24 protein-coding genes and 2 pseudogenes are annotated in these 26,705 nt (G+C 73.3%); 19 read left to right on the top strand and 7 right to left on the bottom strand.

Annotation, left to right across the window (positions count from 1 at the left end; all coding sequences use genetic code 11):
• Nucleotides 1–191: 191 nt before the first annotated feature.
• From AB1207_RS13140 to AB1207_RS13115, 6 genes are all read left to right on the top strand, one after another.
• Complete coding sequence (locus AB1207_RS13140) at nucleotides 192–1,382, top strand: PucR family transcriptional regulator (RefSeq protein WP_367638824.1); 1,191 nt, start codon at nucleotides 192–194, stop codon at nucleotides 1,380–1,382.
• Between the two features lie 147 nt (nucleotides 1,383–1,529).
• Complete coding sequence (locus AB1207_RS13135) at nucleotides 1,530–2,543, top strand: TerC family protein (protein ID WP_367638823.1); 1,014 nt, start codon at nucleotides 1,530–1,532, stop codon at nucleotides 2,541–2,543.
• A gap of 116 nt (nucleotides 2,544–2,659) precedes the next feature.
• Nucleotides 2,660–2,983, top strand: a complete 324-nt coding sequence (locus AB1207_RS13130; RefSeq protein ID WP_367638822.1) for a hypothetical protein — start codon at nucleotides 2,660–2,662, stop codon at nucleotides 2,981–2,983.
• Entirely contained in the window at nucleotides 2,983–3,798 is an 816-nt protein-coding gene (locus tag AB1207_RS13125) for a nitroreductase family protein (protein ID WP_367638821.1), read from the top strand. Before AB1207_RS13130 ends, AB1207_RS13125 begins: the two co-directional genes overlap by 1 nt.
• A gap of 9 nt (nucleotides 3,799–3,807) precedes the next feature.
• A complete protein-coding gene (locus AB1207_RS13120; RefSeq protein ID WP_367638820.1) occupies nucleotides 3,808–4,758 on the top strand; it encodes a nucleoside hydrolase in 951 nt (316 codons plus the stop codon).
• 57 nt (nucleotides 4,759–4,815) lie between these two features.
• Nucleotides 4,816–5,706, top strand: a complete 891-nt coding sequence (locus AB1207_RS13115) for a CDP-alcohol phosphatidyltransferase family protein (RefSeq protein WP_437178930.1) — start codon at nucleotides 4,816–4,818, stop codon at nucleotides 5,704–5,706.
• Here the strand turns inward: AB1207_RS13115 and AB1207_RS13110 are convergent.
• Together AB1207_RS13110 and AB1207_RS13105 are read right to left on the bottom strand one after the other, a co-directional pair.
• Nucleotides 5,626–6,066: pseudogene (locus AB1207_RS13110) on the bottom strand (SRPBCC family protein); the annotation flags it as partial. The gene AB1207_RS13115 and the pseudogene AB1207_RS13110 sit on opposite strands and share 81 nt — an antisense overlap.
• On the bottom strand, nucleotides 6,063–6,407 hold the full coding sequence (locus AB1207_RS13105) for an ArsR/SmtB family transcription factor (protein WP_367638818.1): 345 nt from the start codon (nucleotides 6,405–6,407) through the stop codon (nucleotides 6,063–6,065). The gene AB1207_RS13105 and the pseudogene AB1207_RS13110, both read right to left, overlap by 4 nt.
• Before the next feature lie 151 nt (nucleotides 6,408–6,558).
• On the opposite strand from AB1207_RS13105, the gene AB1207_RS13100 reads away from it, so the two are divergent.
• Nucleotides 6,559–7,977: an NAD-dependent succinate-semialdehyde dehydrogenase gene (locus AB1207_RS13100; protein ID WP_367638817.1), complete on the top strand. Its 1,419-nt coding sequence runs from the start codon at nucleotides 6,559–6,561 to the stop codon at nucleotides 7,975–7,977.
• A 33-nt stretch (nucleotides 7,978–8,010) separates the two neighbouring features.
• Here the strand turns inward: AB1207_RS13100 and AB1207_RS13095 are convergent, their stop codons facing one another.
• Nucleotides 8,011–9,327 (bottom strand): EAL and HDOD domain-containing protein, encoded by a 1,317-nt coding sequence (locus tag AB1207_RS13095; RefSeq protein ID WP_367638816.1) that lies wholly within the window; start codon nucleotides 9,325–9,327, stop codon nucleotides 8,011–8,013.
• Between the two features lie 360 nt (nucleotides 9,328–9,687).
• On the opposite strand from AB1207_RS13095, the gene AB1207_RS13090 reads away from it, so the two are divergent.
• Complete coding sequence (locus AB1207_RS13090) at nucleotides 9,688–12,369, top strand: AbfB domain-containing protein (RefSeq protein ID WP_367638815.1); 2,682 nt, start codon at nucleotides 9,688–9,690, stop codon at nucleotides 12,367–12,369.
• 156 nt (nucleotides 12,370–12,525) lie between these two features.
• On the opposite strand, the gene AB1207_RS13085 is transcribed toward AB1207_RS13090, so the two are convergent.
• Nucleotides 12,526–13,125, bottom strand: a complete 600-nt coding sequence (locus AB1207_RS13085; protein ID WP_367638814.1) for a TetR/AcrR family transcriptional regulator — start codon at nucleotides 13,123–13,125, stop codon at nucleotides 12,526–12,528.
• Nucleotides 13,126–13,260: 135 nt separating this feature from the next.
• Here AB1207_RS13085 and AB1207_RS13080 point away from each other — a divergent pair, with 135 nt between their 5' ends.
• The 5 genes from AB1207_RS13080 (at nucleotide 13,261) to AB1207_RS13060 (ending at nucleotide 18,903) form a co-directional block, all read left to right on the top strand.
• A complete protein-coding gene (locus AB1207_RS13080; RefSeq protein ID WP_367638813.1) occupies nucleotides 13,261–14,529 on the top strand; it encodes an MFS transporter in 1,269 nt (422 codons plus the stop codon).
• A gap of 34 nt (nucleotides 14,530–14,563) precedes the next feature.
• Complete coding sequence (locus tag AB1207_RS13075) at nucleotides 14,564–15,832, top strand: family 1 glycosylhydrolase (protein ID WP_367638812.1); 1,269 nt, start codon at nucleotides 14,564–14,566, stop codon at nucleotides 15,830–15,832.
• Nucleotides 15,810–16,379 (top strand): quercetin 2,3-dioxygenase, encoded by a 570-nt coding sequence (locus AB1207_RS13070; protein WP_367638811.1) that lies wholly within the window; start codon nucleotides 15,810–15,812, stop codon nucleotides 16,377–16,379. Before AB1207_RS13075 ends, AB1207_RS13070 begins: the two co-directional genes overlap by 23 nt.
• Nucleotides 16,376–17,269, top strand: a complete 894-nt coding sequence (locus tag AB1207_RS13065) for an alpha/beta hydrolase fold domain-containing protein (protein WP_367638810.1) — start codon at nucleotides 16,376–16,378, stop codon at nucleotides 17,267–17,269. The genes AB1207_RS13070 and AB1207_RS13065 overlap by 4 nt, the downstream gene beginning before the upstream one ends.
• A 236-nt stretch (nucleotides 17,270–17,505) precedes the next feature.
• Entirely contained in the window at nucleotides 17,506–18,903 is a 1,398-nt protein-coding gene (locus AB1207_RS13060) for a glucose-6-phosphate dehydrogenase (protein ID WP_367638809.1), read from the top strand.
• Nucleotides 18,904–18,917: 14 nt separating this feature from the next.
• Here the strand turns inward: AB1207_RS13060 and AB1207_RS13055 are convergent, their stop codons facing one another.
• Both AB1207_RS13055 and AB1207_RS13050 read right to left on the bottom strand, forming a co-directional pair.
• Entirely contained in the window at nucleotides 18,918–19,487 is a 570-nt protein-coding gene (locus AB1207_RS13055; protein ID WP_367638808.1) for a Clp protease N-terminal domain-containing protein, read from the bottom strand.
• A 26-nt stretch (nucleotides 19,488–19,513) separates the two neighbouring features.
• Nucleotides 19,514–19,729: a helix-turn-helix domain-containing protein gene (locus AB1207_RS13050; RefSeq protein WP_367638807.1), complete on the bottom strand. Its 216-nt coding sequence runs from the start codon at nucleotides 19,727–19,729 to the stop codon at nucleotides 19,514–19,516.
• Nucleotides 19,730–19,853: 124 nt separating this feature from the next.
• Here AB1207_RS13050 and AB1207_RS13045 point away from each other — a divergent pair.
• Nucleotides 19,854–20,303 (top strand): annotated as a pseudogene (locus AB1207_RS13045) (CocE/NonD family hydrolase C-terminal non-catalytic domain-containing protein); the annotation flags it as partial.
• A gap of 160 nt (nucleotides 20,304–20,463) precedes the next feature.
• Nucleotides 20,464–20,718, top strand: coding sequence for a CocE/NonD family hydrolase C-terminal non-catalytic domain-containing protein (locus AB1207_RS13040; protein WP_367638806.1), 255 nt, complete (start codon nucleotides 20,464–20,466; stop codon nucleotides 20,716–20,718).
• A 23-nt stretch (nucleotides 20,719–20,741) separates the two neighbouring features.
• Here AB1207_RS13040 and AB1207_RS13035 read toward each other — a convergent pair whose 3' ends face one another.
• Entirely contained in the window at nucleotides 20,742–21,614 is an 873-nt protein-coding gene (locus AB1207_RS13035) for a sugar phosphate isomerase/epimerase family protein (protein ID WP_367638805.1), read from the bottom strand.
• 224 nt (nucleotides 21,615–21,838) lie between these two features.
• Here AB1207_RS13035 and AB1207_RS13030 point away from each other — a divergent pair, with 224 nt between their 5' ends.
• The 4 genes from AB1207_RS13030 to AB1207_RS13015 all read left to right on the top strand — a co-directional run bounded on the left by AB1207_RS13030 (nucleotide 21,839) and on the right by AB1207_RS13015 (nucleotide 26,704).
• Nucleotides 21,839–22,627, top strand: a complete 789-nt coding sequence (locus AB1207_RS13030) for a sugar phosphate isomerase/epimerase family protein (RefSeq protein WP_367638804.1) — start codon at nucleotides 21,839–21,841, stop codon at nucleotides 22,625–22,627.
• Nucleotides 22,624–23,742 carry a Gfo/Idh/MocA family protein gene (locus AB1207_RS13025; RefSeq protein ID WP_367638803.1) on the top strand — a complete coding sequence of 373 codons (1,119 nt, stop codon included), beginning with the start codon at nucleotides 22,624–22,626 and terminating at the stop codon, nucleotides 23,740–23,742. The genes AB1207_RS13030 and AB1207_RS13025 overlap by 4 nt, the downstream gene beginning before the upstream one ends.
• A gap of 118 nt (nucleotides 23,743–23,860) precedes the next feature.
• Nucleotides 23,861–25,684, top strand: coding sequence for an ABC transporter substrate-binding protein (locus tag AB1207_RS13020; protein WP_367638802.1), 1,824 nt, complete (start codon nucleotides 23,861–23,863; stop codon nucleotides 25,682–25,684).
• 9 nt (nucleotides 25,685–25,693) lie between these two features.
• Nucleotides 25,694–26,704, top strand: a complete 1,011-nt coding sequence (locus AB1207_RS13015) for an ABC transporter permease (protein ID WP_367638801.1) — start codon at nucleotides 25,694–25,696, stop codon at nucleotides 26,702–26,704.
• Nucleotide 26,705 lies beyond the last annotated feature (1 nt).

Genomic DNA, 26,705 nt, shown 5'->3' with positions numbered 1-26,705 from the left:
GTCGTGGTGCGGTCGGGTCTGGTGGAGGTCCTGTGGTGACGTCCTCGCCGGACCCTACCCTCCGGAACCTCGGCACCGGGAGGCTCGACACGTAGGTGTGGACGCTCGATGTGACCAGCATCACGTATCGCACGGTCCACCGCCCGTCACGTTCCGTCTCGCGTTCCGGGGCCTCCTGGCATCATCCGGCGGTGCCCGAACCACGCCCCGCACAGCCCGACGCCACGCGGCTCGAGGCCGTCCTGCAGGTCGTCGCGCAGGATGCCGCACGCGACGCCGGCGGCATCGACCCGGCCCTGCTCGGCGACTTCCTCGACGCCGTCTGGCGGGCGGTCGTCTCCGGACGCCGGCTGTCGACGGCCCGCACGGCCCGCTACCGGGCGGTGGGCGAGGAGGCCGCCGCCTCGGGGGTCGCGCTGCGCGCCCTGCTGGACCTCTACCTGTCCGCGGCCTGGCGGTTGTGGCGCTCCCTGCCCCCCGTCCAGGACGCCGCCGCCGACCCCGAGGGCGTGGTGACGGCCGGCGAGGTCGTCCTGCGCGCCACCGACGACGCCGTCGCGGCCCTCACCGAGGGGTACCAGATCGCCCGCCGGCAGCTCGTTCGCCGCGAGGAGTCCCGTCGCCGCGAGTTCGTCGACGACCTGCTCGCCGGCACCTCCGACCTGCCGGGCCTGCTGCGCCGCGCACCCCGCTACGGCCTGGACCTCACCGGCCCCCACGCCGTCTGCGTCGTGCGCGCCGACGCCCCCTTCACCGACGGCACCCCCAAGGTCGCGGCGATCGAACGCCGGCTGCAGGGAGCGCAGGCCGACGCCGACGCGCTGGTCGCGACCAAGGACGGAGCCCTGGTGCTCGTCTTCGCCGCCCCCGACCGCGCCGCCGTGGCCGAGGTCCTCGACCGGTTGCGCGACGTCCTCGGCAGTCCGCAGCGCACGGGCTGGCGCGCCGGCGTCGGACGGCCGGGTCCGGGGGCCGGGGGCGTGGTGGGGTCCTACGAGCAGGCGCGCCGCGCCCTCGAGCTCGGTGACCGCGTGGGCGTCACCGATCCCGTGGCCGACGCCTCCGACCTGCTCGTCTACGAGGTCCTGCTGCGCGACCGCGACGTCGCCACCGACCTCGTCGAGTCGACCCTCGGCGGGCTGCGCGGTGTCCGCGGAGGGATCGAGCCGTTCCTGGAGACGCTCGAGGCCTACCTCGCCGCCGGGGGCAACGCGACCGAGGCGGCGCGGCGCCTGCACCTGTCGGTCCGGGCCGTCACGTACCGCCTGGCCCGGGTGCGCGACCTCACCGGCACCGACCCCACCCGCCCCGCCCAGCGCTTCGGGGTGCAGGCCGCCGTGCTCGCCGCGCGGGCCCTGGGGTGGCCCGGCCAGGCGTCCTGAGCGCCCCCGGAGGCCAGGATTGCCGGATCCCGGCAAGCAACGGCGCCGAACTCGTCGCGTTCTCGACAGGACACTGCCAGGACCCGGCAGCCACCATGGAGGAGGGCGGCGACCGCCGCCCGCAACCTCCACCTCCGGGAGCACACGATGGGTCTGGACCTCAACGTCCCCCTCTGGGCCTGGGTGGCGCTCGGCGTCGTCATCGTCGTCATGCTGGCGATCGACCTGCTCGGTCACCGCGGGGCCCACGTCATCCAGTTCAAGGAAGCCGCCATCTGGAGCGGTGTCTGGGTCGCGATGGCGCTGGTCTTCGGCGGCATCATCTTCTGGGCCTACGGGGCCGAGGCCGGGACGGCGTACACGACGGCCTGGTTGCTCGAGAAGAGCCTGTCCGTCGACAACCTCTTCGTCTTCGCGCTGATCTTCGGGTACTTCAAGGTGCCCCGTGAGTACCAGCACCGCGTGCTGTTCCTCGGTGTCCTCGGCGCCCTGCTCTTCCGCGGCATCTTCCTCGGCGTCGGCGTGGCCGTCGTCGAGCGGTTCACCGCCATCCTCTTCGTCTTCGGCGCGATCCTGCTGTGGTCGGCCTGGAAGATGCTGAAGGACGACGACACCGACATGGACCCGAGCACCAACATCGGCGTCCGCATGCTCAAGAAGGTCATCCCGCTGAAGGACGAGTACCACGGCACGAAGTTCTTCATCAAGGAGGCCGGCAAGCGCTACGGCACCCCGCTGCTCGCGGTGGTCGCCGCCATCGAGGCCGCCGACCTGATCTTCGCCGTCGACAGTGTCCCCGCCGTCCTCGCGGTCTCGGACGAGGCGTTCATCGTCTACTCGTCCAACGCCTTCGCGATCCTGGGTCTGCGCGCCCTGTACTTCATGCTCTCGGGCCTGCTCGAGCGCTTCCACCTGCTGAGCAAGGCGCTGGCCTTCATCCTCGCCTTCATCGGCGTGAAGCTGTTCTTCCAGGCCGGGCACGAGGTCATCAGCCCCTCGATCCCGCACATCCCGACCTACGTGAGCCTCGGCGTCATCGTCGTCTCCCTCACCCTGGCGATCGTCCTCAGCCTCAAGCGGCCGGCCCCGGACTCCGGGTCCGACGAGGTGGACGGTGACGAACCGCAGCGCGCGGTGGAGGACACCCCCACCAAGCACTGACCCGCCACCACTCGGACCCGCTCCCGGACCCGGCGCCCGTCCCCGCACCCGCGGGGGCGGGCGCCTCGTCGTCCCCGCCACCGGATCGCGACCGACGCCGTGGTCCACTGGCCCCCGTGCGCACCTCCCGCCCCCCGCTGCTGGTGGCCGCGGCGACGGCCTACGCGGCCAACTGCGCGCTCGGCGCGGCCGTCGCCGCCCGCGTCGTGGACACCTCCGGGGCCCGCTGGGTGCACCACGCCGTCTTCGTCACCACGGCCGCCCTCACGGCGGCCGCCGGCACCGACCTCGCCCGCCGCCGCTCCGGCGCGTTCTGGCGCCTGCTCCCGGTCGCGGCCCCGCTGCTGGCCATCCCCGCGGTCTCCGCCCGCTCCCGCTGGCACCCCGCGATCGCCCTGACCGCGGCACCGGCGTACGCCGCCGCCCTGCGGGGCGCCTGATGGAACTGCGCGACGCCATCGCCGCCCGGCGGACCACCAACGGCGCGTTCCTGCCGGACCCGGTCAGCGCGCAGGACCAGCGCCGCCTCGTCGAGGCCGCCTCCCGCGCACCGTCGCAGCTCAACAGCCAGCCCTGGCGGTTCGTCTTGGTCGAGTCCCGGGCCACCATCGAGGAGGTGGCCCGCATCAGCGGGGCCTCGATGACGACGGCCATGGGCAACGGCACGTTCTTCGAGCGGTACAAGCGGTACTTCCGCTTCAGTGCGCAGGAGATGCGCGAACGCCGCACCGGCATGCTGTTCGACAGGATGCCCGCGCCGCTGCGCCCGTTCACCCGCAGCGTGTTCACCCGGCGGGGGCAGTGGGCCATGAACGTCCTGCGCGTCCCGCGGCGCCTGGGGGAGCAGAACCGCGAACTCGTGGCCGGTTCCCCGCTGCTGATGGGCGTCATGCTCGACCGCGCCGAGTACCGGCCGGGGGAACTGTCGGCGTTCTACTCGCTGTTCTCGATGGGCGCCGCGATGGAGAACGTCTGGCTGACGACGACCGAACTCGGCCTGGGGCTGCAGTTCATCAGCTTCCCCATGGAGGTCCCCGGGGCGTGGGAACGCATCGTCGAACTCCTCGCCGTGCCCGACGACCTCGAGCTCATGGCCGTCTACCGGATCGGCCACGTGCCGCCCACGGCGCAGCGACCGGTCATCGACTGGACGAGTTCGGAACGCCTGCCGGTGTCGCGGTACGTGTTCCGCGAGACGTGCGGGCAGCCCCAGACGGGGTGGGACGGTCCGCCGCCGCCCGGCGGCCCGCTCTAGACTGCCGCGGTGAGCACCCCCTTCTTCCTCGACTGCGACACCGGCATCGACGACGCCATGGCGATCGGCTGGCTCGTGGCCTCGCCCGGTGTCGACCTCGTGGGGGTCTCGACCGTCAGCGGCAACCTCGACGCGGCCGGGGGAGCGCGCAACACCCTGGACCTGCTGGCCCTCCTGGGCCGCCCCGACGTCCCCGTCAGCGTCGGCGCCCACGACTTCCTCGACCACCCGTACTCCGGCGGGGCGCCGGAGGTGCACGGCGGCAACGGGATCGGCGACGTGGACCTGCCCCGCGCCGCGGGCGGACCGACCGGCCGCAGCGGTGCCGAGGCGATCGTCGAGGCCGCGCGCGCCCACCCGGGGCGGCTCCACCTCCTGGCCATCGGTCCGTTCACCAACCTGTCCCTGGCCCTCGACCTGGAACCGCGGCTGCCGGAACTCCTCGGGCACGTGACCGTCATGGGGGGCGCCGCGATGGCGCCGGGGAACGTCTCGGCCCTGGCCGAGGCGAACGTCGCGAACGACCCGCTCGCGGCGCACCGCGTGTTCACCGCCGGTTTCGACCTCACGATGGTCGGGCTCGACGTGACGATGCGGCACGTGTTCGAGGAGTCGCACCGGCAGGAGCTGCTGGCCGTCGGCACGCCCGGCGCCGTGGCGATCGCGCAGATGCTCGAGTTCTACTTCGCGTTCTACGCCCAGCGGTTCGGCCGCCCGTGCGCGGTCCTGCACGACCCGCTCGCGGCCGCCGTCGCGACGGGTGACGTGACGGCGACGTCGGCCCCGCGGGTCCCAGTCGTCGTCGACCACACCGACGGTCCGGGCCGGGGGCAGACGATCGCGGACCTGCGCGACCTCTACCAGGGTTTCCCGCACAGCTACCCCGGCGGTACGCGCGTGCTGCTGGAGGTCCCGGGCGACTTCGCCGGTGACCTGCTGAGGCGGTTGCGGACCCTCTGAACCGGCCGGTCCGACCCGGTCGCTGAACCGGGGGGCCCGACGTACCGTGTGCCCACCATGCGCACTGGACCAGCCGCGGTCGGCGGCCCGCACACCGGGCCCGGGACGGGGCTCCGCGACGCCTCGGCGACGCTGGTCCTGTCGGCCCTCCTGTGCACGACCCTCGTGGCGGGTCCGGCGGTCACGGGGTCCTTCGGCGTGGCGCTGGAGCACGGGACGGCCGTGGCGGTCGGGGTGGCGCTCGTGGCGGGCGCCGCGCTGGCCGTGGCCCGCCGCCGCGACCGCTGGTGCGGCCCGGCCGACCGCGTCACCCTGGCCCGCACGGTCCTCGTGGGCGGCTGCGCGACCGTCGCCGTGCTGGCCCTCAGCGGGGTGCTCGGGCCCCGGCCCTGGCTCCTGGTCGCCCTGGCGGTCCCGGCGCTCGTCCTCGACGGCGTCGACGGGCACGTGGCCCGGCGGACGGGGACGGCCACCGCGGCCGGGGCCCGCCTCGACATGGAGGTCGACGCCGCGCTCCTGCTCGTGCTCTCCGCCGTCGCGGCGCTCACCCACGGCCCGTGGGTGCTGGTCATCGGCCTCCTGCGCTACGCCTACCTCGCCGCGGGCTGGTGCTGGGCGCCCCTGCGCCGCACACCCGCCCCGCGGTACTCGCGCAAGGTCGTGGCCGTGGCGCAGGCCGTGGCCCTCCTCACCGCGCTGCTCCCGCCCGTCCCGCCACGCGCCGGTGGAGCGCTCCTGGCGGCCGCCCTCGCCGCCCTGGTGTTCTCCTTCGGGCGCGACGTCCGGTCACTGCACCGCCGCACCCCGGAGGTGGTCCTCGATCCGGTCGACGGTCGTGGTCCAGCCCTCGCGGATGCCCAGGCCGAACCAGTGCGCGACCTGCGCCTCGTCGAGGTCGGGCCCGAGCTCGAGGGTGGCCGTCATCCTCGTCCCCGCGGGCACGGCTGAGAACCGCAGCCGCACCGTGGGCACCGTCCCCGGCGCCGCCGGGTCGAGGTCGGGCCACCCTCCGGGGGCGCCCCAGTGGAACTCGAGCCGGTGCGGCGGGTCGACGAGGGTGTAGAGGCCACCGGTCCGGTACGTGCGACCGCCGGGCCCCTCCTGCAGGAGGACCGACCAGAACCCGCCGACCCGCAGGTCGACGTGTGGATCGGACTGCGCCGCAGGCAGTCCCGAGAACCACGCCAGCTGGTCGGGGTCCGTCCAGGCGGCGACGACTCGCTCGGGTGGGACGGGGTGCTCGCGGACGAGGACGACCGAGCGGGCGGTGCTGAGGTCCGCGGACTGGTCGGTGGGGGAGTCGGTCACGGGGGCGTCTCCTTCGGGTGGTCGGTCGAGTGGTCCGCGAGGTGCTCGGCGAGCCGGTCGAACCGGTCGGCGAAGAACCGGCGGTAGCCCTCCATCCAGTCGTCGACCTCCTGGAGGGGACCGGCGACGAGCCGGCAGGACCGCCACTGGGCCCGCCGGGTCTTGGCCACCAGCCCGGCGGTCTCGAGGACCGTCAGGTGCCGGGAGACGGCGGCCAGCGTGAGGTGGTGCGGTGCGGCGAGTTCGTTGACGGTGGCCTCGCCGCGCGCCAGTTGCGCGAGCAGCGCGCGGCGGGTGGGGTCGGCGAGTGCCGCGAACGTGGTGTCGAGCCGGTCCGTCACCCTCCACCTCCGTGTTCAACGAACCACTCAAGTACAGCCCTGTGGGGAACCTCTCGTCAAGGGGCCGATCGCCGCGGCGAGCCGCGCGCTACCGTCCGTCCCAGACGACGCCGTCCCCGACGGGGCGGCCCGACAGCGAAGGGGACGACGCGTGAGCGAGCATCAGGCCGGCCGGCCGACCGGGGGCCAGGCGGAGTACCGGATCACCAACCCCGCGACCGGCGAGGTCGTGGCCACCTACCCCAGCACCACCGACGCCGAACTGGAGCAGGCCCTCGTCGCGGCCACGTCCGCCCACCGCGACTGGTCGCGCACGACGAGCGCCGCCGGCCGCGGGGCCCTGGTGCGTCGCGTCGCGGAACTGCACCGCGAACGGCGCGAGGAACTGGCCGACGCCATCGTCACCGAGATGGGCAAACCCCGGGCGGCCGCCCTCGGCGAGGTCGACTTCGCGGCGGACATCTACGAGTACTACGCCGACCGCGCCGAGGACCTCACCCGCGACCAGCCCGTGGACCTGCTGGGCGGGGAGGGGACGGCGGTCGTGCGCCGCGCCTCCCTGGGCCCGCTGCTGGGGATCATGCCGTGGAATTTCCCCTACTACCAGGTCGCCCGGTTCGTGGGCCCGAACGTCGTGGTGGGCAACACGATCCTGCTCAAGCACGCCCCCCAGTGCCCCCGTTCGGCCGAGCTCATCCAGCAGGTCTTCACCGACGCCGCGCGGGAACTCGCCGCTCCCGAGGGCGTGTACGTCGACGTGCGCATCAGCAACGACCAGGCGGCCGCCGTCATCGGTGACCCCCGCGTCCACGGGGTCTCCCTCACCGGGTCCGAGCGCGCGGGTGCCGCGGTCGCCGAGGTCGCGGGCCGGCACCTGAAGAAGGTCGCCCTCGAACTCGGCGGTTCCGACCCGTTCGTGCTGCTGTCCACCGACGACCTCGACGCGGTCGTGGAGGCCGCCGCGGCGGCCCGCCTGGACAACACCGGCCAGTCCTGCAACGCCGCGAAGCGGTTCATCGTCGTGGACGACCTGTACGACGCGTTCGTGGAGAAGCTGGCGGCCGCGTTCGGCGCGCAGACGTCCGGCGACCCGACGGCGGAGGACACCGACCTCGGCCCGCTGTCGTCGCTGGCCGCGGCCGAGCGTCTCGCCGAGCAGGTCGACCGGGCCGTGGCCCAGGGCGCGACGGTCGTCACGGGCGCCACGCGCGACGGCGCCTACTACGCCCCGACGGTGCTGACCGGGGTCTCGCCGGACAACGACGCGTACCACGAGGAACTGTTCGGCCCCGTCGCGGTCGTGCACCGCGTCAGCGGCGAGGACGCCGCCGTGGAGCTGGCCAACGACACCCCCTACGGCCTGGGGTCCTACGTGTGGACGACCGACGCCGAGCAGGCGCAGCGCGTCGCCGACCGCATCGAGGCGGGCATGGTGTTCGTCAACTGCGTCCTGGCCGACTCCCCGGAACTGCCCTTCGGCGGGATCAAGCGCTCGGGCACGTCCCGTGAGCTCGGCACGCTGGCGGCGGAGGAGTTCGTCAACAAGAAGCTCATCCGCACGGCGGGCTGAGCAGGAGCGGGACGTCGCCGTCCCGCGTCCCGGTCAGGCCGGGACGCGGGACAGCGACCGCACGCGGGTGCGGGCGGCGAGCGTCGCCGTGAGGTAGATCTCGGACGTCAGGTCCGGACCCACCGGACCGGGGGCCGGGCTGGGTGCCGGGCTGCGGGCCGGGCCGGGGTCGGGCGAGGGTTCCCCGCCGGCCGGGGCCTCGTCGACCCGGGTGGTGTCCTCGTGGGCGACGACGGCCTCGATGGCCGCGCCGAGCCGGCCGCGCCGGTGGACCAACGCCTCCTGCACCTCGGGGGCGAGGGCGCACCCGCGCGTGAGGTCGGCCGGGGCGACGCCCAGGACGGCGGCGGCCGCGGACAGCAGCCCGACGGTGAACCCGGCGTCGGGGTCCTCGGGGGCCAGCGCCCGGCAGGCCTCGGCCCGGGTGAAGATCCACCCCAGCGTGTCCGGCCGGGCCGGCGCCGTGGACGTGCCGCCGACCAGGACCAGCGTCACCCAGGACGCCAGCTCCCGGCGGCCGAGCAGGACGACCGCCTGGTGCAGGGAGGTGACGCCCTGGCGGGGTGCGTGGGCGGCCGAGCCGACGGTCTTGAGGATGCGCAGGCTCAGGCCGGGGTCGTGGGCGAGCAGGTCGAGGACGGCCTCGGTGCTCGTCCGCAGGTCGTGCAGGGCGGCGATGAGCTGCACGCAGGTCAGGTGCGAGGCGTCGAGGGTCTGCTTCTGCACCACGTCGGGCCGGTGCAGGTGGTAGCCCTGGAAGAGCTCGACCCCCAGGTCGACGCAGCGGGCGAACTGCTCCTCGGTCTCGATGCGTTCGACGACGAGCTGGGCGCGGGGGTTCGCGCGGCGCACGAGGTCCACGAGGGCGGGCAGCCGGTCGCCGCTGGCCTCCAGGTCGAGCTTGACGTAGTCGGCGTGCTGCAGGGCCGGGACGCGGTGCAGCTCGCCGTCGAAGTCGTCGACGGCCAGCGCGAACCCCCGGTCCTTGAGCCGGCGGACGCCCTCCATGACGTGGTGGTCGACCTCGACCGTCTCGAGCAGTTCCAGCACGACGCCCTCGGGGCTGAAGGGCAGCGGCAGCTCGCCCGTGAAGAAGCTGCGGGTCGTGTTGAGGAACAGGGGTTTGCCGTCGCCGAGCTCGGCCACGCCGAACTCCCCGAAGGTCGCGGTGATGACCTGGGCGGTCGCGTGGTCGTGCTCGGCCCGGCCCCGCAGGGAGGCGGCGTGGCGTCCGGGGGCCCGGAACAGCAGCTCGTGGGCCACGACGGTGCGGTCCGCCGTGTGGATGCCCTGGAGCCCGACGCGCACCCGCGTCTCGGGGGCGGGCTGGCCGCTGGTCGTGTCGGACACGGTTCCGGAACCTCACGGGGGTCGAGGGTGCTGAGGGGTGCCCCTGAGGCATCGGCAGGAGCGTGCCGGGCTTGAGCCGTCGCGGGGCCGGCCGCCGCAGCCGGACCGCGTCTCACCCGATCGGCTCCCGTTGCGCGGCAACAGATCCGGGACCGGTGCCGGAATGTCGGGGGCCCGATCCGGTGACGGTGGGTGGGGTGCAGACCCACCCGGAGCAACCCCGACCGCGCGGTCGGGGGACGTCGGTTGACCCTCCGTTCCGGGCGTTCCTACGGTGGCCGAGACCGCCCCCCGGGTGCCTCCCGGCGAGGTCGCGAGCTCCACCTCCCCCTCACCTCCGTCCCGCCCGAGGAGTCCTGCGTGACCGCCCTGATCCCTGCCTCTCCGACGTCCCGCCGCACCGTCCTGCGGGCCGGAGCGGCCGCCGTCCTCGTCGGCGGCCTGGGCACCACCGTCGCGCTGCGCGGTGCCGGTTCCGCGAGCGCGGCGGCCGCCGGGACGTACACGGTGGGTTCCACGCCGGTCGCCCTCAACACCCCCTCCGACCCGGCGGTGGGACGGATCACGCCCGCCGCGGACGCCGCGACGCGCGGCATGTTCGGGGCGCAGGTGCCGTGGCCGGTGATCCCGATCCACGTCGCGGTGGGCCGCAACGGCCACCTCACCTCGTGGGGGACGCCGGTCGACACGGCGGCGCAGGGGGGCACGGCGTACGACGACTGGGACGTCGCCGGGGGTTTCGCCCGCGCCGCGCACACGCAGACGGCGTCGATGCACGACTACAACAGCTTCTGCAACGGCCCGGCCGTCCTGCCGGACGGGCGCTTCCTCGTGGTCGGGGGGAACTCCTCGAGCATGACCATGCTGTACGACCCCGTGACCCACGAGCAGACGATGGGGCAGAACGTCCGGTACCAGCGCTGGTACGCGACGTCGCTGCGGTTGCCGGACGGCCGCGTCCTCGTCCTGGGCGGGGGGAACTACTACAACACGGGCGCCTACCGGAACCCGCAGGACGACAGCGGTGTCGCGACCGTGCCCGAGATCGGCACCGGCACCGGGGCGTGGACGTCCCTCACGGGCGCGGCCAGCACGATGGCCTTCGGCGCCGAGGACAACCGCTGGTGGTACCCGCGGGCGTTCAACGGACCCCGTGGGACGGTCGTGGGGACCTCGGGGGACCAGGTGTGGAACCTGTCGGTCGGCGGCACCGGCACCATCCGCAAGATCGGGACGCTCCCGTTCAACCCCCGCGTCTCCGGTTCCCAGGTGATGTACGCCCCGGGCAAGATCCTCGTCTCCGGCGGTGGCCAGCCCTTCAACGAGGACGGGACCACGGCGACGGCGGCCGCCGCGGTCGTCGACGTCAACGGGACGACGGCGCAGATCACCTCCACGTCGCCCATGGCCGACAACCGCAACTGGCACAACCTCACGGTCCTGCCGAACGGCGACGTCCTGGCCTCGGGCGGGACGCGCGTGGGGACCGCCGGCGGCGACGCGAACTCCGTCAAGCGGGCCGAGATCTGGAACCCCGCCTCGGGGACCTGGCGGCCCGCGGCGGCGGCCGCCCGGACCCGGACCTACCACTCGACGGCCCTGCTCATGCCGAGCGGCGCGGTGTTCACCGGGGGCGGCGGGGTGCCCGGCCCGGAGGACAACCTCAACGCCGAGCTGTTCTACCCGCCGTACCTGTTCACCCGGGCCGCGGACGGGTCGACCACGTGGGCCTCGCGCCCGGTGCTGACGTCCATCGCCGGGTCGGCGACGCACGGCGGCACGATCACCCTCAGCCTGGCCGACACCCGCACGGTGGGCGCCGCCTCGCTCATCAGCGCGGGGTGCGTGACGCACTCGGAGAACACCGACCAGCGGCGCGTCCCGCTGACCGTCCGCCAGAACGGTTCGACCGTCTCGGCGACCCTGCCGTCCTCGGTGGACGTCCTGCCCCCGGGGGACTACCTGCTGACCGTCGTCGACGCGGCGGGTGTGCCGTCCGCGGCCCAGGTCCTCACGATCCGCCGCGGTGCGCCCGGCCTCGTCACGGTCGGCAGCGCGACGCAGGTCGTCGGCAACGGCGACCCCGTCACCGACCCCACGGGCACGGTCCCCCTCACCGTGGACACCGCCGTCGGGCTCGAGGCGGTGAACTTCGCCGGGTACCGGGTCATGCACGAGAACTTCGCGGTGTTCCTGCGGCAGGCGGGGACCGGAAGCCCCTACGGGACCCGGACCGACACGTCCTGGGCCGTGCGACCCGGTCTGGCCGACACCGCCGGGGTGTCGTTCGAGGCGGTCACGTGGCCGGGGTACTACCTGGCCGCGCCCGCCGGCGGGGGAGCGGCGGGCCTCGTCGAGAACGACGGGACGAAGGGTTTCGCCGCGCGGGCGACGTTCGTCGCGGTCACCGGAGCGACGGGACAGGGCACGACGCTGCAGGTCTGGGGCGACCGGACCCTGCAGCTGCGGCACCAGAACTTCCAGGTGTTCGCGCAGAAGGCCGACACCTCCGACCTCGGCCGGGCCGACAGCACGTTCACCGTGCGCGGGGGGCTCGTCCCGGCGCCTGCGCTGCCGCCCACCCCGGGCCGCTCCCTCGGGTTCGAGGCCCTGAACTTCCCGGGGTACCGCGTCATGCACGAGAACTTCGCGGTGTACCTGCGGCAGGCGGGCACGGGCAGTGCAGCAGTGGTCAAGACCGACACGTCGTGGATCGCCCGGCCCGGGCTGGCCGACCGTGCGGGCGTCTCGTTCGAGGCGTCCACCTGGCCGGGGTACTACCTCACGGCCCCGGCCGGTGGCGGCGCGCTCGGTCTCGTCCGCAACGACGGGTCGGCCGGTCTCGCCGGCCGCGCCACGTTCGCGGTCGTGGCCGGCGCCGCGGGCCAGGGGTCGTCGTTCCAGGTGTGGTCCGACCGCACGCTGCAGGTGCGTCACCAGAACTTCCAGGTGGTCGCGCAGAAGGCCGACGGTTCGGACCTGGGCCGCGCCGACAGCTCCTTCGTCCTGCGGTCCGGGCTCTACCCCACCCCCACCGTGTGACCTCCGGGCCCGGAACCCCGAGGGGTTCCGGGCCCGACGGGCTCAGACCCGGGAACCGCCACGAGGTCGTGGCGACCGGTCGGCCGTCGCGCCGGTGCGGGTGGCGTCGTCGGTCCCTCGCCCTCCTGACGTGGCCGCGCGACGGCGTGCTCGGGATCAGCCCCTGGCCAGCGGGTCCGTCAGGTGGGCGTCCAGGAAGTCGGCGATGTCGCCGGCCATGTCCACCTCGAACCCCTGCAGCCACAGCAGTTCCAACCCCTCGGTCATGGCGAGGGTGCGCAGGGCGGCGGTCCGCGGGTCGAGGCCCGGGCGCAGACCCCCGGCGTCGGCCACCTCGCGGTAGGCCTGGGTGACGGCGTCGGCGATGCGACGGAAGCGCGTCGAGAAGTACTCGTGCGCGGGGTGGGCCGGGTCGGTGGCCTCCGCCGCCAGCAGCCGGTAGAGCTGCACGAGTCCCCGCTGGTCGGCCTGGGCCCGGGAGATGGCGACGAGGCCGGCGAGGAACTCCCGGCCGTGCCGGCCGCTGAGGCGGTCCTCGGCGCGGGCGTCGCGCTGTTCCAGGACGGCCTGCAGCAGCGCCGGCTTGCCGCCCGCGAAGTGGTGCAGGACCCCGGTCTGACTGATCCCCACCACCCGGGCGATCTCGTTGACGGAGCTCGCCGAGTAGCCCGTGCGCGCGAAGACGGTCGAGGCCGCCTCCAGGATCTGGGCCCGGCGTTCAGCGCTCTTGCGGTACTCGCCGCGGGGTCCAGCCATGGGCGCACGGTAGCGAAGCCGAAAACATGGACACCTTCATGTTTTGGGGGTACGGTCGGGCCACCCCGACGACGGGGTGGACGTTCGACGACGAACACGGCCGCTGCGGCGGCCCCCGACCCCGGCGAGGAAGCCATGACCCTTCCCTCCCAGCTCTCCGTGCCCCTCTCCGCCCCGCGACCGGTCGCCCCGCGCGGGTTCTCGCTCCTGCTCCTGCTGGCCTGCGTCGGCGCGGGGGCCGCCCAGATGACGGCGGCGCTGCTGACGCTGGCGCTCAAGGCCGACCAGCTCGACGCGAGCACCGCGACGACGACGATCTCCCTCTCCAGCGGCATCGCCGGGGTCTTCACGCTCGTCGCCCTCCCGCTCGTCGGCACCCTCAGCGACCGGTCCCGGTCCCGCGCGGGCCGTCGCCGGCCGTTCCTGCTCGGCTCCGCACTCGCTTTCGTGGCGGGCGGCGCGCTGCTCGTCGTGGCCCCCGACGTCCCGACCTACGTGGTGGCCCAGCTGCTGACCACGCTGGGCTTCGTGGGGGCGACCATCACGTGCACGGCGCTGCTCACCGACCAACTGCCCGCCGATCGCCGCGGACCGGCCGCCGCGCTCGTCAGCCTCGGCACGCCGCTCGGCGCGCTCGCCGGTCTGGGGATGACCTCGCCGTTCGGGTCGGACCTCGTGCCGCTCGTCGCGCTCCCGACGGGCCTGGCGGTGGTGTGCCTCGTGCTGCTGGCCGTTGCCGTGCCGGACCGCTGCCACCCGCACCCCCGACCGCGCGTGGACCTGCGCCAGGTCCTCGGGATGTTCTGGGTGAACCCGCTGCGCCACCGCGACTTCGCCTGGGTGTTCACGAGCCGGGTGCTCGTGTTCTCGGGCGTAGCCGCCCTGAACATCTACCAGCCGCTGTTCCTCATGGCCCGGCTGCACGTCGCGCCCCCGGACCTCGGCCGTTCGATCCTGCTGACCGTCGTCGTCAACGCCGGGGTGACGCTGCTCGTGGCGCCGGCCGTGGGCCGCCTCAGCGACCGTGTCGGAGCGCGCAAGCCCTTCATCGTCGTCGCGGCCCTCGTCTTCACGGCCGGGCTGGTCCTCGCGGCCGTCGTCACGACCTTCCCCGGGTACCTGCTCGCCTGCGCCGTCGTCGGTCTGGGCCAGGGCGTCTACTTCGCCGTGGAACTCGCGCTCGCCACGACGGTGCTGCCCGACCCGGAGAACCCGGCCAAGGACCTCGGTCTCGTCAAGGTGGCCGACAACCTGCCCCAGACCCTCGTCGCCGCGGTGGCGCCCGCCCTCATCGCCCTCGGTGTCCACGGTGCGGACCGGAACTGGTCCGCGCTCTTCCTCGCCGGGGCGGCGGCGGCCCTGCTGGGCGGTCTCGCGATCACCTTCGTCCGCGGCGCCCGCTGAGGACCACGAACCCCGAACCTGAGAGGTGCCTCCCGTGCAACCCTTCCCCGACGACTTCCTCTGGGGCGTCGCGACGTCCGGCCACCAGACCGAGGGCGACAACGTGCACAGCGACACGTGGTTCCTCGAGCACGCCGAACCGACGCTGTTCCGCGAACCCTCCGGACCCGCCTGCGGCAGCTGGGACCGCGTCGAGGCGGACCTCGACCTCGCCGCGGGTCTCGGGCTCGACGCCTTCCGGTTCTCCGTCGAGTGGGCCCGGGTGGAACCCGCCCGCGGCGAGGTCTCGGTGGCGGCGCTCGACCACTACGACCACCTCGTCGACGCGGCGCTCGTCCGGGGGTTGCGACCCCTCGTGACGTACAACCACTTCACCTCCCCGCACTGGTTCGCCGCCGCGGGTTCCTGGCTCGCCCCCGACGCCGCCGACCGGTTCGCCGACCAGGTGGACCGGGTGACCGCCCGGATCGGGGACCGGCTCCAGGCGGCCGTCACGCTCAACGAACCCAACCTCGAGCAGCTGCTGCAAGCGAGCGGGAAGCTGCCGCCGGAGGCCGAGACGCTCAAGCGGGCCATGCTCGACAGCGCGGCCCGGGCGGCCGGGACGGAGCGCTACTACTCCTCCAACGTGGTGCCCGCCGACGTGCAGGACGCGTTCTGCCACGCGATGACCCGGGCGCACCGGGCCGCGCGGTCCGCCGCGAAGGCCCTGCGCTCCGACCTGCCCGTCGGGGTCTCGATCGCTCTGGCCGACGAACGCGCCCTGCCCGGGGGTGAGACCCACCGGGACGCCCGCCGCGCCGCCGTCTACGACCACTGGTTGCACGTCGCCCGCGAGGACGACTTCGTCGGCGTGCAGAACTACGAGGTGTTCTGGCACGGACCCGACGGTGAGGTGGTTCCCGAGGGGCCGCGCAACGGCATGGGCTCCTCGGCCGACCCGTCCTCCCTGGCCGGCGCCGTCCGGTACGCGCACGAGGTGTCCCGCGTCCCCGTGCTCGTCACCGAGCACGGGATGCAGACCGAGGACGACACCGAGCGGGCCGCGTTCCTGCCGGCCTCGCTGGAACTCCTGGCCGACGAGGTCGCGGCGGGGACGCCCGTCCTCGGGTACTGCCACTGGACGCTGCTCGACAACTTCGAGTGGATCTTCGGGTACGGCCCGAAGCTCGGGTTGTTCGCCGTCGACCGGGCCACGCTCGAGCGCACCGCCAAACCGTCCGCCGCCGTCTACCGCGACCTCGTCGCGACGGCCCGCAACCACAGCCGGGGGAGTGCCCGTGTCGTTCCAGCACCTGCGTGACGCCGACGGCCGCCCGGCCTGGTCCGGTGTGCTGCCGGGCCGGCCGGAACCGTACGTCCTGCGGCGCGGGGAGGGGGAGCACGCGAACCTCTTCGGGGACCTGTTCACCCTCCTCGTGAGCGCCGACGAGACCGACGGGCAGTTCGGCGTCTTCACGAGCACCTGCCCGTCGGGCGAACTCATCCCCACGCACTCCCACGCCGGGACGCACGAGGTGTTCCACGTGCTCGACGGTGCCGTCCGTCTGTTCCTCGCCGACCGGGACGGCCGGCACCGCACCCACCTGCTGCGGGCCGGGGACTTCGGGTTCGTCCCCGCCGGTCTGCCGCACGCCTACCGCGTCGAGGAGGCCGCGCAGCTGCTCGGGGTCGTCACCGGGGGGTTCGAGCGGTTCCCGCAGACCATGGGGACACCCACCGACGACCTGGCCGAGCAACCCCCGTTCGTCCCCGAGGTCCCGCGGCTGCTCGCCGCGGCCCGCGCGCTGGACGTCGAGCTCATGCTCGGGTTCCGTTGGGACGTGCCCGGGGACGAGGAGGGCCGGTGACCGGGCGACCGGAACTGCCCCGGCCGCCCGACGTCCTCGACTGGGCGCTGCCCGCTCCGGTCCTGGACGACGGTGGCGGTCGGTTCCTGGGTGGAGTTCCCTTCGCCGCCCCGCCGGGGTGCCGGCCACTCGAACTCGACCTGCACCTGCCCGCTCCCGGCGCGGTCCCCCCGCCGGTCGTGGTGTTCGTGCACGGCGGGGGCTGGGCCACCGGCGACCGCCGCTGGCTGGGGCCCACCCCGCTCGCGCACCTCGTCGGCGACCTGGCGCGGGCGGGACTGGCGGTCGCCGCCGTGGACCACCGGTTGTCGTCCGAGGCGACGTGGCCCGCCCCGCGCGACGACGTGCGCGCGGCGGTCCGGTTCCTGCGGGCCAGGGCGGACGAGCTGGGTGTCGACGCGTCGCGCCTGGGTCTGTGGGGGGAGTCCGCCGGCGGCCACCTCGCGCTGGCCGTCGCCGTGGAGGTCGACCCCCTCGACACCGGCCCTCGCCCGACCGCCGTGGTCGCCTGGTACGCGCCCACCGACCTCGCGACGGTCGCCTCCGACGGGGGCGGTGACCCCGAGGGTCCGGACGCCGCGGGTTCGCGCGAGGCGCGACTGCTGGGCCGTCCCGTCAGCGCCGACCCCGACCTCACGGCGGACGCGAGCCCGGCCCGGCACGTCGACCCGGCCGCCGGTCCGACGCGGTTCCTGCTGCTGCACGGCGAGGCCGACCGCTTCGTCTCCGTCCGTCAGGTCGCCCGGATGGAACAGGCTCTCGTGACGGCCGGGGCCCCGGTGCGGGTCCGCACCTGGCCGGGGGCGGACCACCTCTGGGTGGGCTCGCCCGCGGCGGCGGCCGAGGCGCTGACCGAGACGGTGCAGTTCCTGCGCGAGCACCTCACCTGACAGCGCACCGGGTGCCACCCGGGAGTCCCACGGGAGTTCCGCGGGCACCGGCCCGCCGCCGTGCGCACCCGCCGCGCCGCGGGCAGGGTGGCCCCGTGAACGGGCGCGGGGACGGACAGGCGGACGACCAGTCGCAGGCAGGGCCGACGGGGGACCACCCGGCCACGGGTGGGACCGAGGCGGGCGGGCACGGGGCATCGGGTGCCCGGCAGGACGGGCACCACGGGGGTGACCCGGTGGCGACCCTGCTCGTCCTGGGCGCCAGCGGCGACCTGGCGGCACGCCTCCTCCTGCCGGGACTGGCCCGGCTGCTCGTCTCGGACCGCCGCGAGGACCCCGGCCACGGGCACGGGTCGTCCCTGCAGCTCGTCGGTGCCGGGTCGGAGGACTGGGACGACGACCGGTGGCGCGAGGTCGTGGCCGGCGCCTTCTCCGGGCTCGACGAGCACGGCGACACCGCGGCGGCCGACGCCGTGCGCGACGGGAGCCGCTACGCGCAGGTCGACGTCACCGACCCCGACGCGCTCCTGGACCTGCTGCAGTCCTGCACGGCGCCCGTCGCCGTCTACTTCGCCCTCCCGCCGGCCGTGACGGCCCGCGCCTGCCGCGGCCTCGTCGGGAAGGACCTGCCCGAGAGCACCCGCCTGGTCATGGAGAAGCCCTTCGGGTCGGACGAGGCGTCGGCGCACGAGCTGAACGAGGTCGTGGCCCAGCTCGTCCCCGAGGAGCACGTCCACCGGGTGGACCACTTCCTGGGGACGTCCACCGTGCTGGGGACCCTGGGCGTGCGGTTCGCGAACCGCCTGTTCGAGCCGACGTGGAACGCCGGCCACGTGGAACGCGTCGACGTCTTCTACGACGAGGACCTCGCCCTGGAGGGCCGGGCGCGCTACTACGACAAGGCCGGCGCCCTCGTCGACATGGTGCAGAGCCACCTGCTGCAGGTCCTCGCGGTGCTCGCCATGGACGCACCCGCGGCGCTCGACGAACGGGAGTTCCGCGACCGCAAGGCCCAGGTGCTGCGGGCGACCCGGCTCGCGGGGCCGCCCGCCGAGGCGAGCCGGCGCGCCCGGTACACGGCCGGCCGGATCGGAGAGCGCGACCTGCCCGACTACGCCGCCGAGGACGGGGTCGACCCCGACCGCGGGACGGAGACGCTGGCCGAGGTCGTGCTGCACGTCGACACCTGGCGGTGGGCGGGGGTTCCCTTCCGGTTGCGGTCGGGCAAGGCGCTGGGGCGGGCCCGCAAGGAGGCCGTCATCACGTTCAAACCCGTCCCGCACCTGCTGACCGGTCTGCACGGGAACCCGGGTCCCACCCGCCTGCGGCTGGGGTTCAAGCCGAACTCCGTCAGCGTCGACCTCGCCGTGAACGCCGAGGGGAGCCCGTTCGACCTCGAGGAGACCACGCTCACGACGCACCTGGCCGACTCGCAGCTGCCCGCCTACGGGGAGGTCCTGGCCGGTGTCCTCGACGGTGACCCCCTGCTGTCCGTCCGCGGGGACACCGCGGAGGACTGCTGGCGCATCCTGGCCCCCGTCATCGATGCGTGGCGGGCGGACGAGGTGCCGTTGGAGACGTACGCCGCCGGCAGCGACGGACCCGAGCCGACGGACACCTTCCCCGCGGCCTGACGACCGTCCCGTCGTCAGGCTGAACGGCGACGGCCCAGCAGGACGAGCGACCGGGCCGCCCGCAGGTCGAGGGTGGTGCCTGCGGACTCCAGGACGGCGACGACGCGACGGTCGGCGAGCAGCCCCAGCAGGACGTGGTCGTCCCCGACGTGGCGGTCACCGAGGTCGAGGGCGGCTCGCAGGGAGTTCTCCAGGGCCTTCTTGGCGTCCCGGCCGAACCGCAGGTGCTGGGACGGGAGCACCCGGTCGAGGAGGCCGCGCCGCCGCACCGCCGGGACGTCCAGGGCGCCGGACCCGAAGGTCTCCTCGACGCGCCGGCGGACCTCGGTGAGGTCGATCCCCAGCTCCTGCAGGTGGTCGGCGTCGTCGTGGGCACCGTCGGCGTGCGAGGCGTTCCGGACGGCCTCGGTCAGCCGGTCGCGGTCGACCTCCACCGCCTCCAGGACGCCGCGCGCCGCTCCGGTCGTGTCGAGCAGGGCGAGCAGCAGGTGTTCGGCCCCGATGTGGTCGGCGCGCAGTCGTCGTGCGCACTCCTGCGCGGCGACGACGGCGTCGCGGGCCTCGGACGTGAAGCGTTGGAACACGGGGACCTCCGGGTCCTGGGTGGGTGTCAGTCGCGCCGGGCGTGCTTCTTGTGGACCGCCTGCTTCGACACGCCCAGTTCGGCGGCGATCTCGGCCCACGACCAGCCGAGCGAACGCGCACGGTCGACCTGCAACTGCTCGAGGCGGACCTGGAGCCGTGCGAGGGCGGCGACGGCGCGCAGGCCGACCCGGGGGTCGGCGTCCGCGCCCTGCACGAGGAGGGTGTCGGTGCTCTCGGTCATGCGTCAACGATGCTTGACGGCGGGGCCGAGTGTCAACAGTTGTTGACGATGCGGCTGCGCGACGTCGTGGGGCTCCTACTCCAACACCCTGCACACCGCGGGCACGTTCCGCGCCTGGCGGCGGATGGCCTCGCAGGACAAGTGGCTGCGGATCCACAACACCCAGGAGTGGCCGGACTACTACGACGAGGCGAACGTCGAGGACCTGCGCCGCTTCTTCGACCACCACCTCAAGGGCGTCGACAACGGCTGGGAGCAGACCCCGCGGGTGCGCTACTCGGTCCTGGACCTGGCCGGTGGGGACCGGGTCGACGTTCCCGCGGGGTCGTTCCCCCCGGACGAGGCGGTGTCCACGAGGTACTACCTCGACGGCGCCCGCCGCGCCCTGAGCACCCAGGTGCCCGCCGCGGCGGTGGAGGCGGCGTACGTGGTGGGGGTCAACCCCGACCGGGTCTCCTTCACCGCCCGTTTCGAGGCCGAGACCGTCCTCGTCGGCTACCCCGAGGCCCACCTGTGGGTCGAAGCCCGCGGGGCGGACGACATGGACCTGTTCGTGCTGGTGCAGAAGCTGGACGTGCACGGGACCCCGCTGGCCGCCTTCACGACCCCGAACACCGGCGCGCGGGTGCACGACCTGACCGACCACGGCGCGACGATCCTGAAGTACATAGGGGAGCGACGGTCGGCTGCGAGTCTCCGCACGTCACCTGGACGCGGAGCTGTCCACCCCGGACGTGCCCGCGCACAGCTTCGACCGGGTCGAGGAGCTGAGCGAGGGGGAGGTCGTCGACGTGGAGATCGACCTGCTGCCCCTGGGGCTGGTGTTCCGGCCCAGCGAGCAGCTGCGGTTCGTCGTCAGTTCCGCGAACCTGCTGGGCACCCTCATGCCCGGGATCGAGGAGTACACCGGCGCGAACGCCGGCACCCACGTCGTCCACACCGGCGGGGAGCACGCCTCCTACCTGCAGCTGCCGGTGCTGCGCGGCTGAGGGCGGGCAGGGACCTCGGGGGACTACGCGCCGGCGGCGTCGAGGACCGCGAGGGCCGTGTCCCGCGCTCGACGCAGTCCCTCCTCGAGCCCCGCACGCCGGTGCTCCTCCGACAGGACCTCCACCCCCCACGGCACGTCCACCCCGAGGTCGCGCAGCACGCGCACGAACCCCTCGACGTCGAGGTCCCCCTCGCCGCAGTAGCGGCGCCGGTCGCGCGTGTCCTCGAACAGGTCGCCCACAGGCTGGGCGTCGGCGTCGTCGAGTTCGACCTGGAACACCCGGTCGGCGTCGAGGCACGTCGCCAGTTCGTCCAGCGTGGTCCCGGCGCGCACCACGTGCCAGAGGTCGACGGTCAGGCCGGCGGCGGAGTGGTCGACGCGGCGCACGAGGTCCGCCGCCGCGGGCACCGACCCGACCACCGCGAACGGCAGCGGTTCCAGGGCCACCCGCGTGCCGCGGTCGGCGGCTTCGACGGCCAAGCGCCGCAACGGCTCCACGAGGGACGACAGGTCGGACCACGGAGCGCCGAACGCGCTCCCGGCCTTGACGACGGGGGAGCCGAACGCCTCAGCGGCGTCCAGCAGGAGGTTCCAACGGGGACGCCACTGCGACGGGTCGAGCCACCAGTCGGTGACGAGTTCCACCTCCACGTGGTCCAGTCCGCGGTCGCGTGCGTGCCGGGCGACCGCGGCGAAACCCGTCGTCCGGTTCATGAGGTCCAGGTCGTCGTGGGCGAACCCCAGTCCGGCCCACCCGCCGTCCGCGACGGCGTCGATCCGCTCGAACGGTGTGTGCGAGGCGAGTTCGGGGACGTCGAGCGGTCGGGCGGTGCCTGCGGTGGTCCAGCAGGTCGCGACCAGACGCGGCCCGGCCGGGCGTCGGGGGGTGCTCACAGGGAGATGCTCCCACCCGTCGCACCAGCGCTCACCGGTCCGGAATCCGAGATTCTGTAGAAAGTGTCCACATCGCAACGAAACCGGTGCGGCGTGGGGGCTGGCGCTGGAGAGCCTCGTCGCCTATCTTCCACTGAACCGGTTCGGCTGACCGAGCCGGACGGAGGGGTGTCGAGGACGACGCCCTTGCACGCCGCTCACCGACGAGAGGACGCGCTCCACCCATGACTGCCCCCACTCCACCCGGAACCGCGCTCGACGCGTCGCGGATCTCGGTGCAGCTGTACACCGTGCGGGAGGCGTTGGCCGCCGACCTGGACGGCACGCTGGCCCGGCTGGCCGCGATCGGGTTCACCCAGGTCGAACCGTTCGGGCTGACCTCCTCGGCGACCACGTTGGCGCCGGCGCTGGCCGCGCACGGGTTGTCGGCGCCCTCGGCGCACACCTCGGTGATCGGCGCGGACCTGGACGCGGTCCTGGCCGCGGCGGCGGCCACCGGCACCACGCTGGTCATCGACCCCCACGTGGACCGCGCCCGCTGGACCACGGCCGAGGACGTCGCGGCGATCGCGGCGGAGTTGAACACCGCCGCGCAGCGGGCCGCCGACGCCGGCGTCACCATCGGCTACCACAACCACGAGTTCGAGCTGGAAACCCGCATCGGCGGCCGGCCGGCGTTGGAGGTGCTGGCCGACCACCTGCACCCTGCCGTCGCGTTGGAGGTGGACACGTACTGGGCCGTGGTCGGTGGGGTGGACGTGCCGGACCTGCTGGACCGGTTGGGGTCGCGGGTCAAGGCCGTGCACCTGAAGGACGGCGACGGCTCGCGCGACAACACCAAGCAGGTGGCGTTCGGGACCGGCGCGATCGACACCGGCGCGATCCTGGCCGCGTGCGGGAACGTCGAGCTGGGGGTCCTCGAACTGGACGACACGACCGGGGACATGTTCACCGCCGTGCAGGACAGCTACACCAACCTCACCAAGGCGCTGAGCAGTGGAGTGCCGGCGTGAGCGCCCCGGAACAGCGCTCGGGGCCCGTGGGGATCGGGATCGTCGGGGCGGGGGTGATCTCCGGGACGTACCTGGAGAACCTGACCTCCTTCCCCGACGTGCAGGTGCACGCGATCGGTGACCTGTTCCCCGAGGCGGCCAAGGCCCGCGCCGGGGAGCACGCGGTGCCGGTGCACGGGGGGATCGAGGCGGTCCTGGAGCACCCGGAGGTGGAGATCGTCATCAACCTGACGATCCCCGCCGCCCACGTGGAGGTGTCGCTGGCCGCGATCGGCGCGGGCAAGCACGTGTGGTCGGAGAAGCCGGTCGCCCTGGACCGCGACGGTGGTCGCCAGCTCATCGAGGCTGCGGACGCGGCGGGGGTGCGGTTGGGTTGCGCGCCGGACACGTTCTTGGGGGTGGGGTTGCAGACGGCGTTGGCGGTGCTGCGGCGCGGGGACATCGGCACCCCGTTGAGCGCGTTGACGTTGATGCAGTCCCCGGGGCCGGAGTCCTGGCACCCCAACCCGGCGTTCTTGTTCCAGCACGGGGCCGGGCCGTTGTTCGACATCGGCCCGTACTACCTGACGACGCTGGTGCAGGCGTTCGGGCCGATCACGCAGGTCGCCGCGGTGGCCGGGACGTCCCGGGCGCAGCGGACCATCGGGTCCGGGCCCAAGGCCGGGGAGGTGTTCGAGGTGACGGTGCCCACCCACGTCAGCGCGTTGACGCGGTTCGCCGGTGGCGCCTCGGCCAGCAGCATCTTCTCCTTCGACTCCCCGTTGCCGCGGCACGGGTTCGTGGAGATCACCGGGACCGAGGCGACGTTGGCGTTGCCGGACCCGAACAACTTCGACGGGGACCTGCGGATCCGGCGCCGCGACGGTGAGGACTGGGAGACGGTCGCCTCGACCAAGGCGCTGTCGACGCGGGGGACGGGGGTGCTGGAGATGGCCCGCGCGGTGCGCGAGGGTCGTCCGCACCGGGTGCAGGGGGCGTTGGCCCACCACGTGGTCGATGCGATGGTCTCCATCGCCGAGTCCGCCCAGACGGGTGCGTTCGTGCCGGTCACCAGCACCGTGGCCCCGGCCGAGCTGCTGCCGGCCGACTGGGACCCCACCACCCGCACCGTCTGAACCACCGCACACCGCAGGAACGCACCGCCCGTCCGCAGTCCCACCGCGGAGACGTCGTCACCGTCGACGACCGTCCCCGTCCACCAGGACCCACCAGACCGCTCGGAAGGAACCCACCATGTCCACCACCCCGTCCAGCGCACCCGAACCCACGGGCAGCGCCACGCGCCGCCGCTTCCTCGCCGTCTCCAGCGTCGCGGCCGGTGGGGTCGCCCTCGCCGCCTGCGGCGGTGGCAGCGGTGGCGGTGGCGGCACGAAGGACAGCACGCTGCCCGGCATCGGCAACAACGGCAAGATCGGCGGCGGGCGCAGGGGCGACGCGGCCGACCAGCTGTTCCTGGCGGGGTTCCAGTTCAGCCCGCCCACGAACTTCAACACCTTCGCGGGGGCCCCGGCGTGGCCGGCCGCGAACAACGTCGCGCAGTACGTCTACGAGACCCTCCTCCGGTTCGACATCGTCTCCGGCGAGCTCAAGCCGGGCCTGGCCGCGGACTACAAGGTCGACGGCACGTCGTCGGTCTCCTTGACGCTGCAGGACGGCGTCACGTGGTCGGACGGGACGGCGCTGACCGCGGACGACGTCCTCTACACCTTCCAGCTGGGGAAGATCGACCCGACGCTCACGGTGGCGTCCTTCTGGGTCGAGGCCGACGACATCACCGCGAGCGGCGACACCATCACGGTCGCGATCAACCAGGACCGCAAGAACGTGGACATGATCCTGCAGCAGCTCGCCGTCCAGTTCATCCTCCCGAAGGCCGTCTTCGAGAAGGTCGCGTCCGAGACCGGCAACAAGCTGGCCAGCTGGGAGACCACCGAGCTCCTCGGCTCGGGCCCCTACACCCTGGAGAAGGCCGACCAGACCCAGATCATCCTGGCCCGCAACGAGAAGTACTGGGGACAGAAGTTCTACGGCGGCCTGCCGGCCCCCACGAAGATCATCCACCCGATCTTCAAGTCCAACGAGGACGGCAACTTGAAGTTCCAGAACGGCGAGCTGGACGTCATGCAGCAGTTCGTCCCGCAGATCTGGAAGATGTGGGAGTCGGGCAAGCCCGTCGGGACCTACGTCAAGGACAAGCCCTACTACGTGCCGGGCTCCATGCCGATGTTCATCTTCAACACGACCCGCGGCGCGCTGGCCGATCCGGCGGTCCGCCGTGCCGTCGCCTTCGCCATCGACTACGCCTCGATCGCCGAGACGGCGATGTCGGGGTACTCCGCCGACGTGCAGGCTTCGCTCATCATCCCCGGCGGCGCCGAGGACAAGTGGTTCGACGGAGACCGCGCCAAGGCCGACGGCTGGTCCTTCGACGCGACCAAGGCGGAGAAGACCCTCACCGACGCCGGGTACGCCAAGGGCTCGGACGGGATCTACGCCAAGGACGGTCAGCGCCTCGGGCCGTGGAAGCTCATCACCCCCCAGGGGTGGACGGACTGGAACGCCGCGCTGGAGATCGTCGCCAAGAACCTGAAGGCGATCGGCATCGACGCCGCCACGAACTTCCCCCAGCAGGCGCAGGTCACGACGTCGGTGGCGAACGGCGACTTCGACATGTGCTGCTGGTACGTGTCGGGCACCAACCCGGCGACGCCGTGGCAGCGCTTCAGCGACGTCATGAGCAACGTCGAGCTCGCCCCGCTGGGGCAGACGGCCTTCCGCAACTACGGTCGGTGGACCAACGACCAGGTGAACGACCTCCTGGAGGCGGCCGCGGCGGCGCCGGACGACGGGTCGAAGAAGCAGGCGCTCACGGCCCTGGACGACATGTACCGCCAGCAGGCGCCGGCCATCCCCCTCATGTACCGGCCGGACGAGTTCTTCGAGTTCAACGCGAGCAACTGGACGAACTTCCCGACCCAGGCCAACGACTACGCGCCGCCGATGTTCCGCGGGGCCGGGAACGACTGGCTCTTCAAGATCAAGAAGATCGAAGCCTGAGGTCGGGCCGTGAAGCTCGGACAGTACATCGCGCGCAAGACCGTGTGGTACGTCGTCGCGCTCGTCGCGGCGGTGTCCCTGAACTTCCTGCTCCCGCGGCTCGTTCCCGGCAACCCGGTGGACGTCATCGTGTCCAACCTGGCCCGGGGCGGGGCCGTCAACGGTGAGCAGCAGAAGCAGATCTACGAGGGGTTCGTCCAGCAGTTCGGGTTGAACGCCCCGCTGTGGCAGCAGTTCCTCACCTACCTCGGCAAGGTCTTCAGCGGCGACCTCGGGACGTCGTTCGCGTCCTACCCGACGTCGGTGAACTCGCTGCTCGGGCAGGCCCTGCCGTGGTCGATCGCGGTCCAGCTGCCGGCGATCGTGATCGGCTGGGTGCTCGGGAACGTCGTCGGCGCCGTCGCGGCCTTCCGCGGCGGCAACTGGGACCGCAGCGTCTTCACGTCCTCGCTGTTCCTGTCGGCCATGCCGTACTACTGCCTGTCCATCCTCCTGCTGTACGGGCTGGCCGTCGTCGCCGGGATCTTCCCCGTCGGCGGGGCCTACTCCCTCGGCAACAGCCCGGCGTTCTCGCTGGACTTCGTCACCGACGCCCTGCAGTACTACTGGCTGCCGTTCCTGTCACTGGTCATCGTCTTCATCGGCGGCCAGGCCGTCGGGATGCGCTCCATGGCGATCTACGAGCTCGGCGGGGACTACGTCAACTACGGCCGCGCCATGGGCATCGGGGACAACCGCATCACCCGGTACATCTTCCGGAACGCGATGCTCCCGCAGATCACGGGGCTGGCCCTGTCGATCGGGACGCTGGTCAGCGGCGCGCTCATCACCGAACTGGTGTTCAACTACCCGGGGGTCGGCACGCTGCTCTTCAACGCCATCTCGCAGAACGACTACCCGGTGATCCAGGCGATCACGCTCATCATCACGCTGGCGGTGCTCGCGGCCAACTTCCTGGTCGAGATCGTCTACGGCATCGTCGATCCGCGCATCCGTGCGGCCGCTTCCGGGGAGAGGTGAC

The sequence above is a fragment of the Kineococcus endophyticus genome, assembly GCF_040796495.1.
Classification (GTDB): domain Bacteria; phylum Actinomycetota; class Actinomycetes; order Actinomycetales; family Kineococcaceae; genus Kineococcus; species Kineococcus endophyticus.
This window is presented reverse-complemented; position numbering and strand designations above follow the sequence as displayed.

Coding starts and splice junctions, on each gene's coding strand:
- AB1207_RS13135 (WP_367638823.1), top strand. CDS start 1,530: ATGGGTCTGGACCTCAACGTCCCCCTCTGGGCCTGGGTGGCGCTCGGC.
- AB1207_RS13125 (WP_367638821.1), top strand. CDS start 2,983: ATGGAACTGCGCGACGCCATCGCCGCCCGGCGGACCACCAACGGCGCG.
- AB1207_RS13115 (WP_437178930.1), top strand. CDS start 4,816: ATGCGCACTGGACCAGCCGCGGTCGGCGGCCCGCACACCGGGCCCGGG.
- AB1207_RS13085 (WP_367638814.1), bottom strand. CDS start 13,125: ATGGCTGGACCCCGCGGCGAGTACCGCAAGAGCGCTGAACGCCGGGCC.
- AB1207_RS13080 (WP_367638813.1), top strand. CDS start 13,261: ATGACCCTTCCCTCCCAGCTCTCCGTGCCCCTCTCCGCCCCGCGACCG.
- AB1207_RS13050 (WP_367638807.1), bottom strand. CDS start 19,729: ATGACCGAGAGCACCGACACCCTCCTCGTGCAGGGCGCGGACGCCGAC.
- AB1207_RS13030 (WP_367638804.1), top strand. CDS start 21,839: ATGACTGCCCCCACTCCACCCGGAACCGCGCTCGACGCGTCGCGGATC.
- AB1207_RS13020 (WP_367638802.1), top strand. CDS start 23,861: ATGTCCACCACCCCGTCCAGCGCACCCGAACCCACGGGCAGCGCCACG.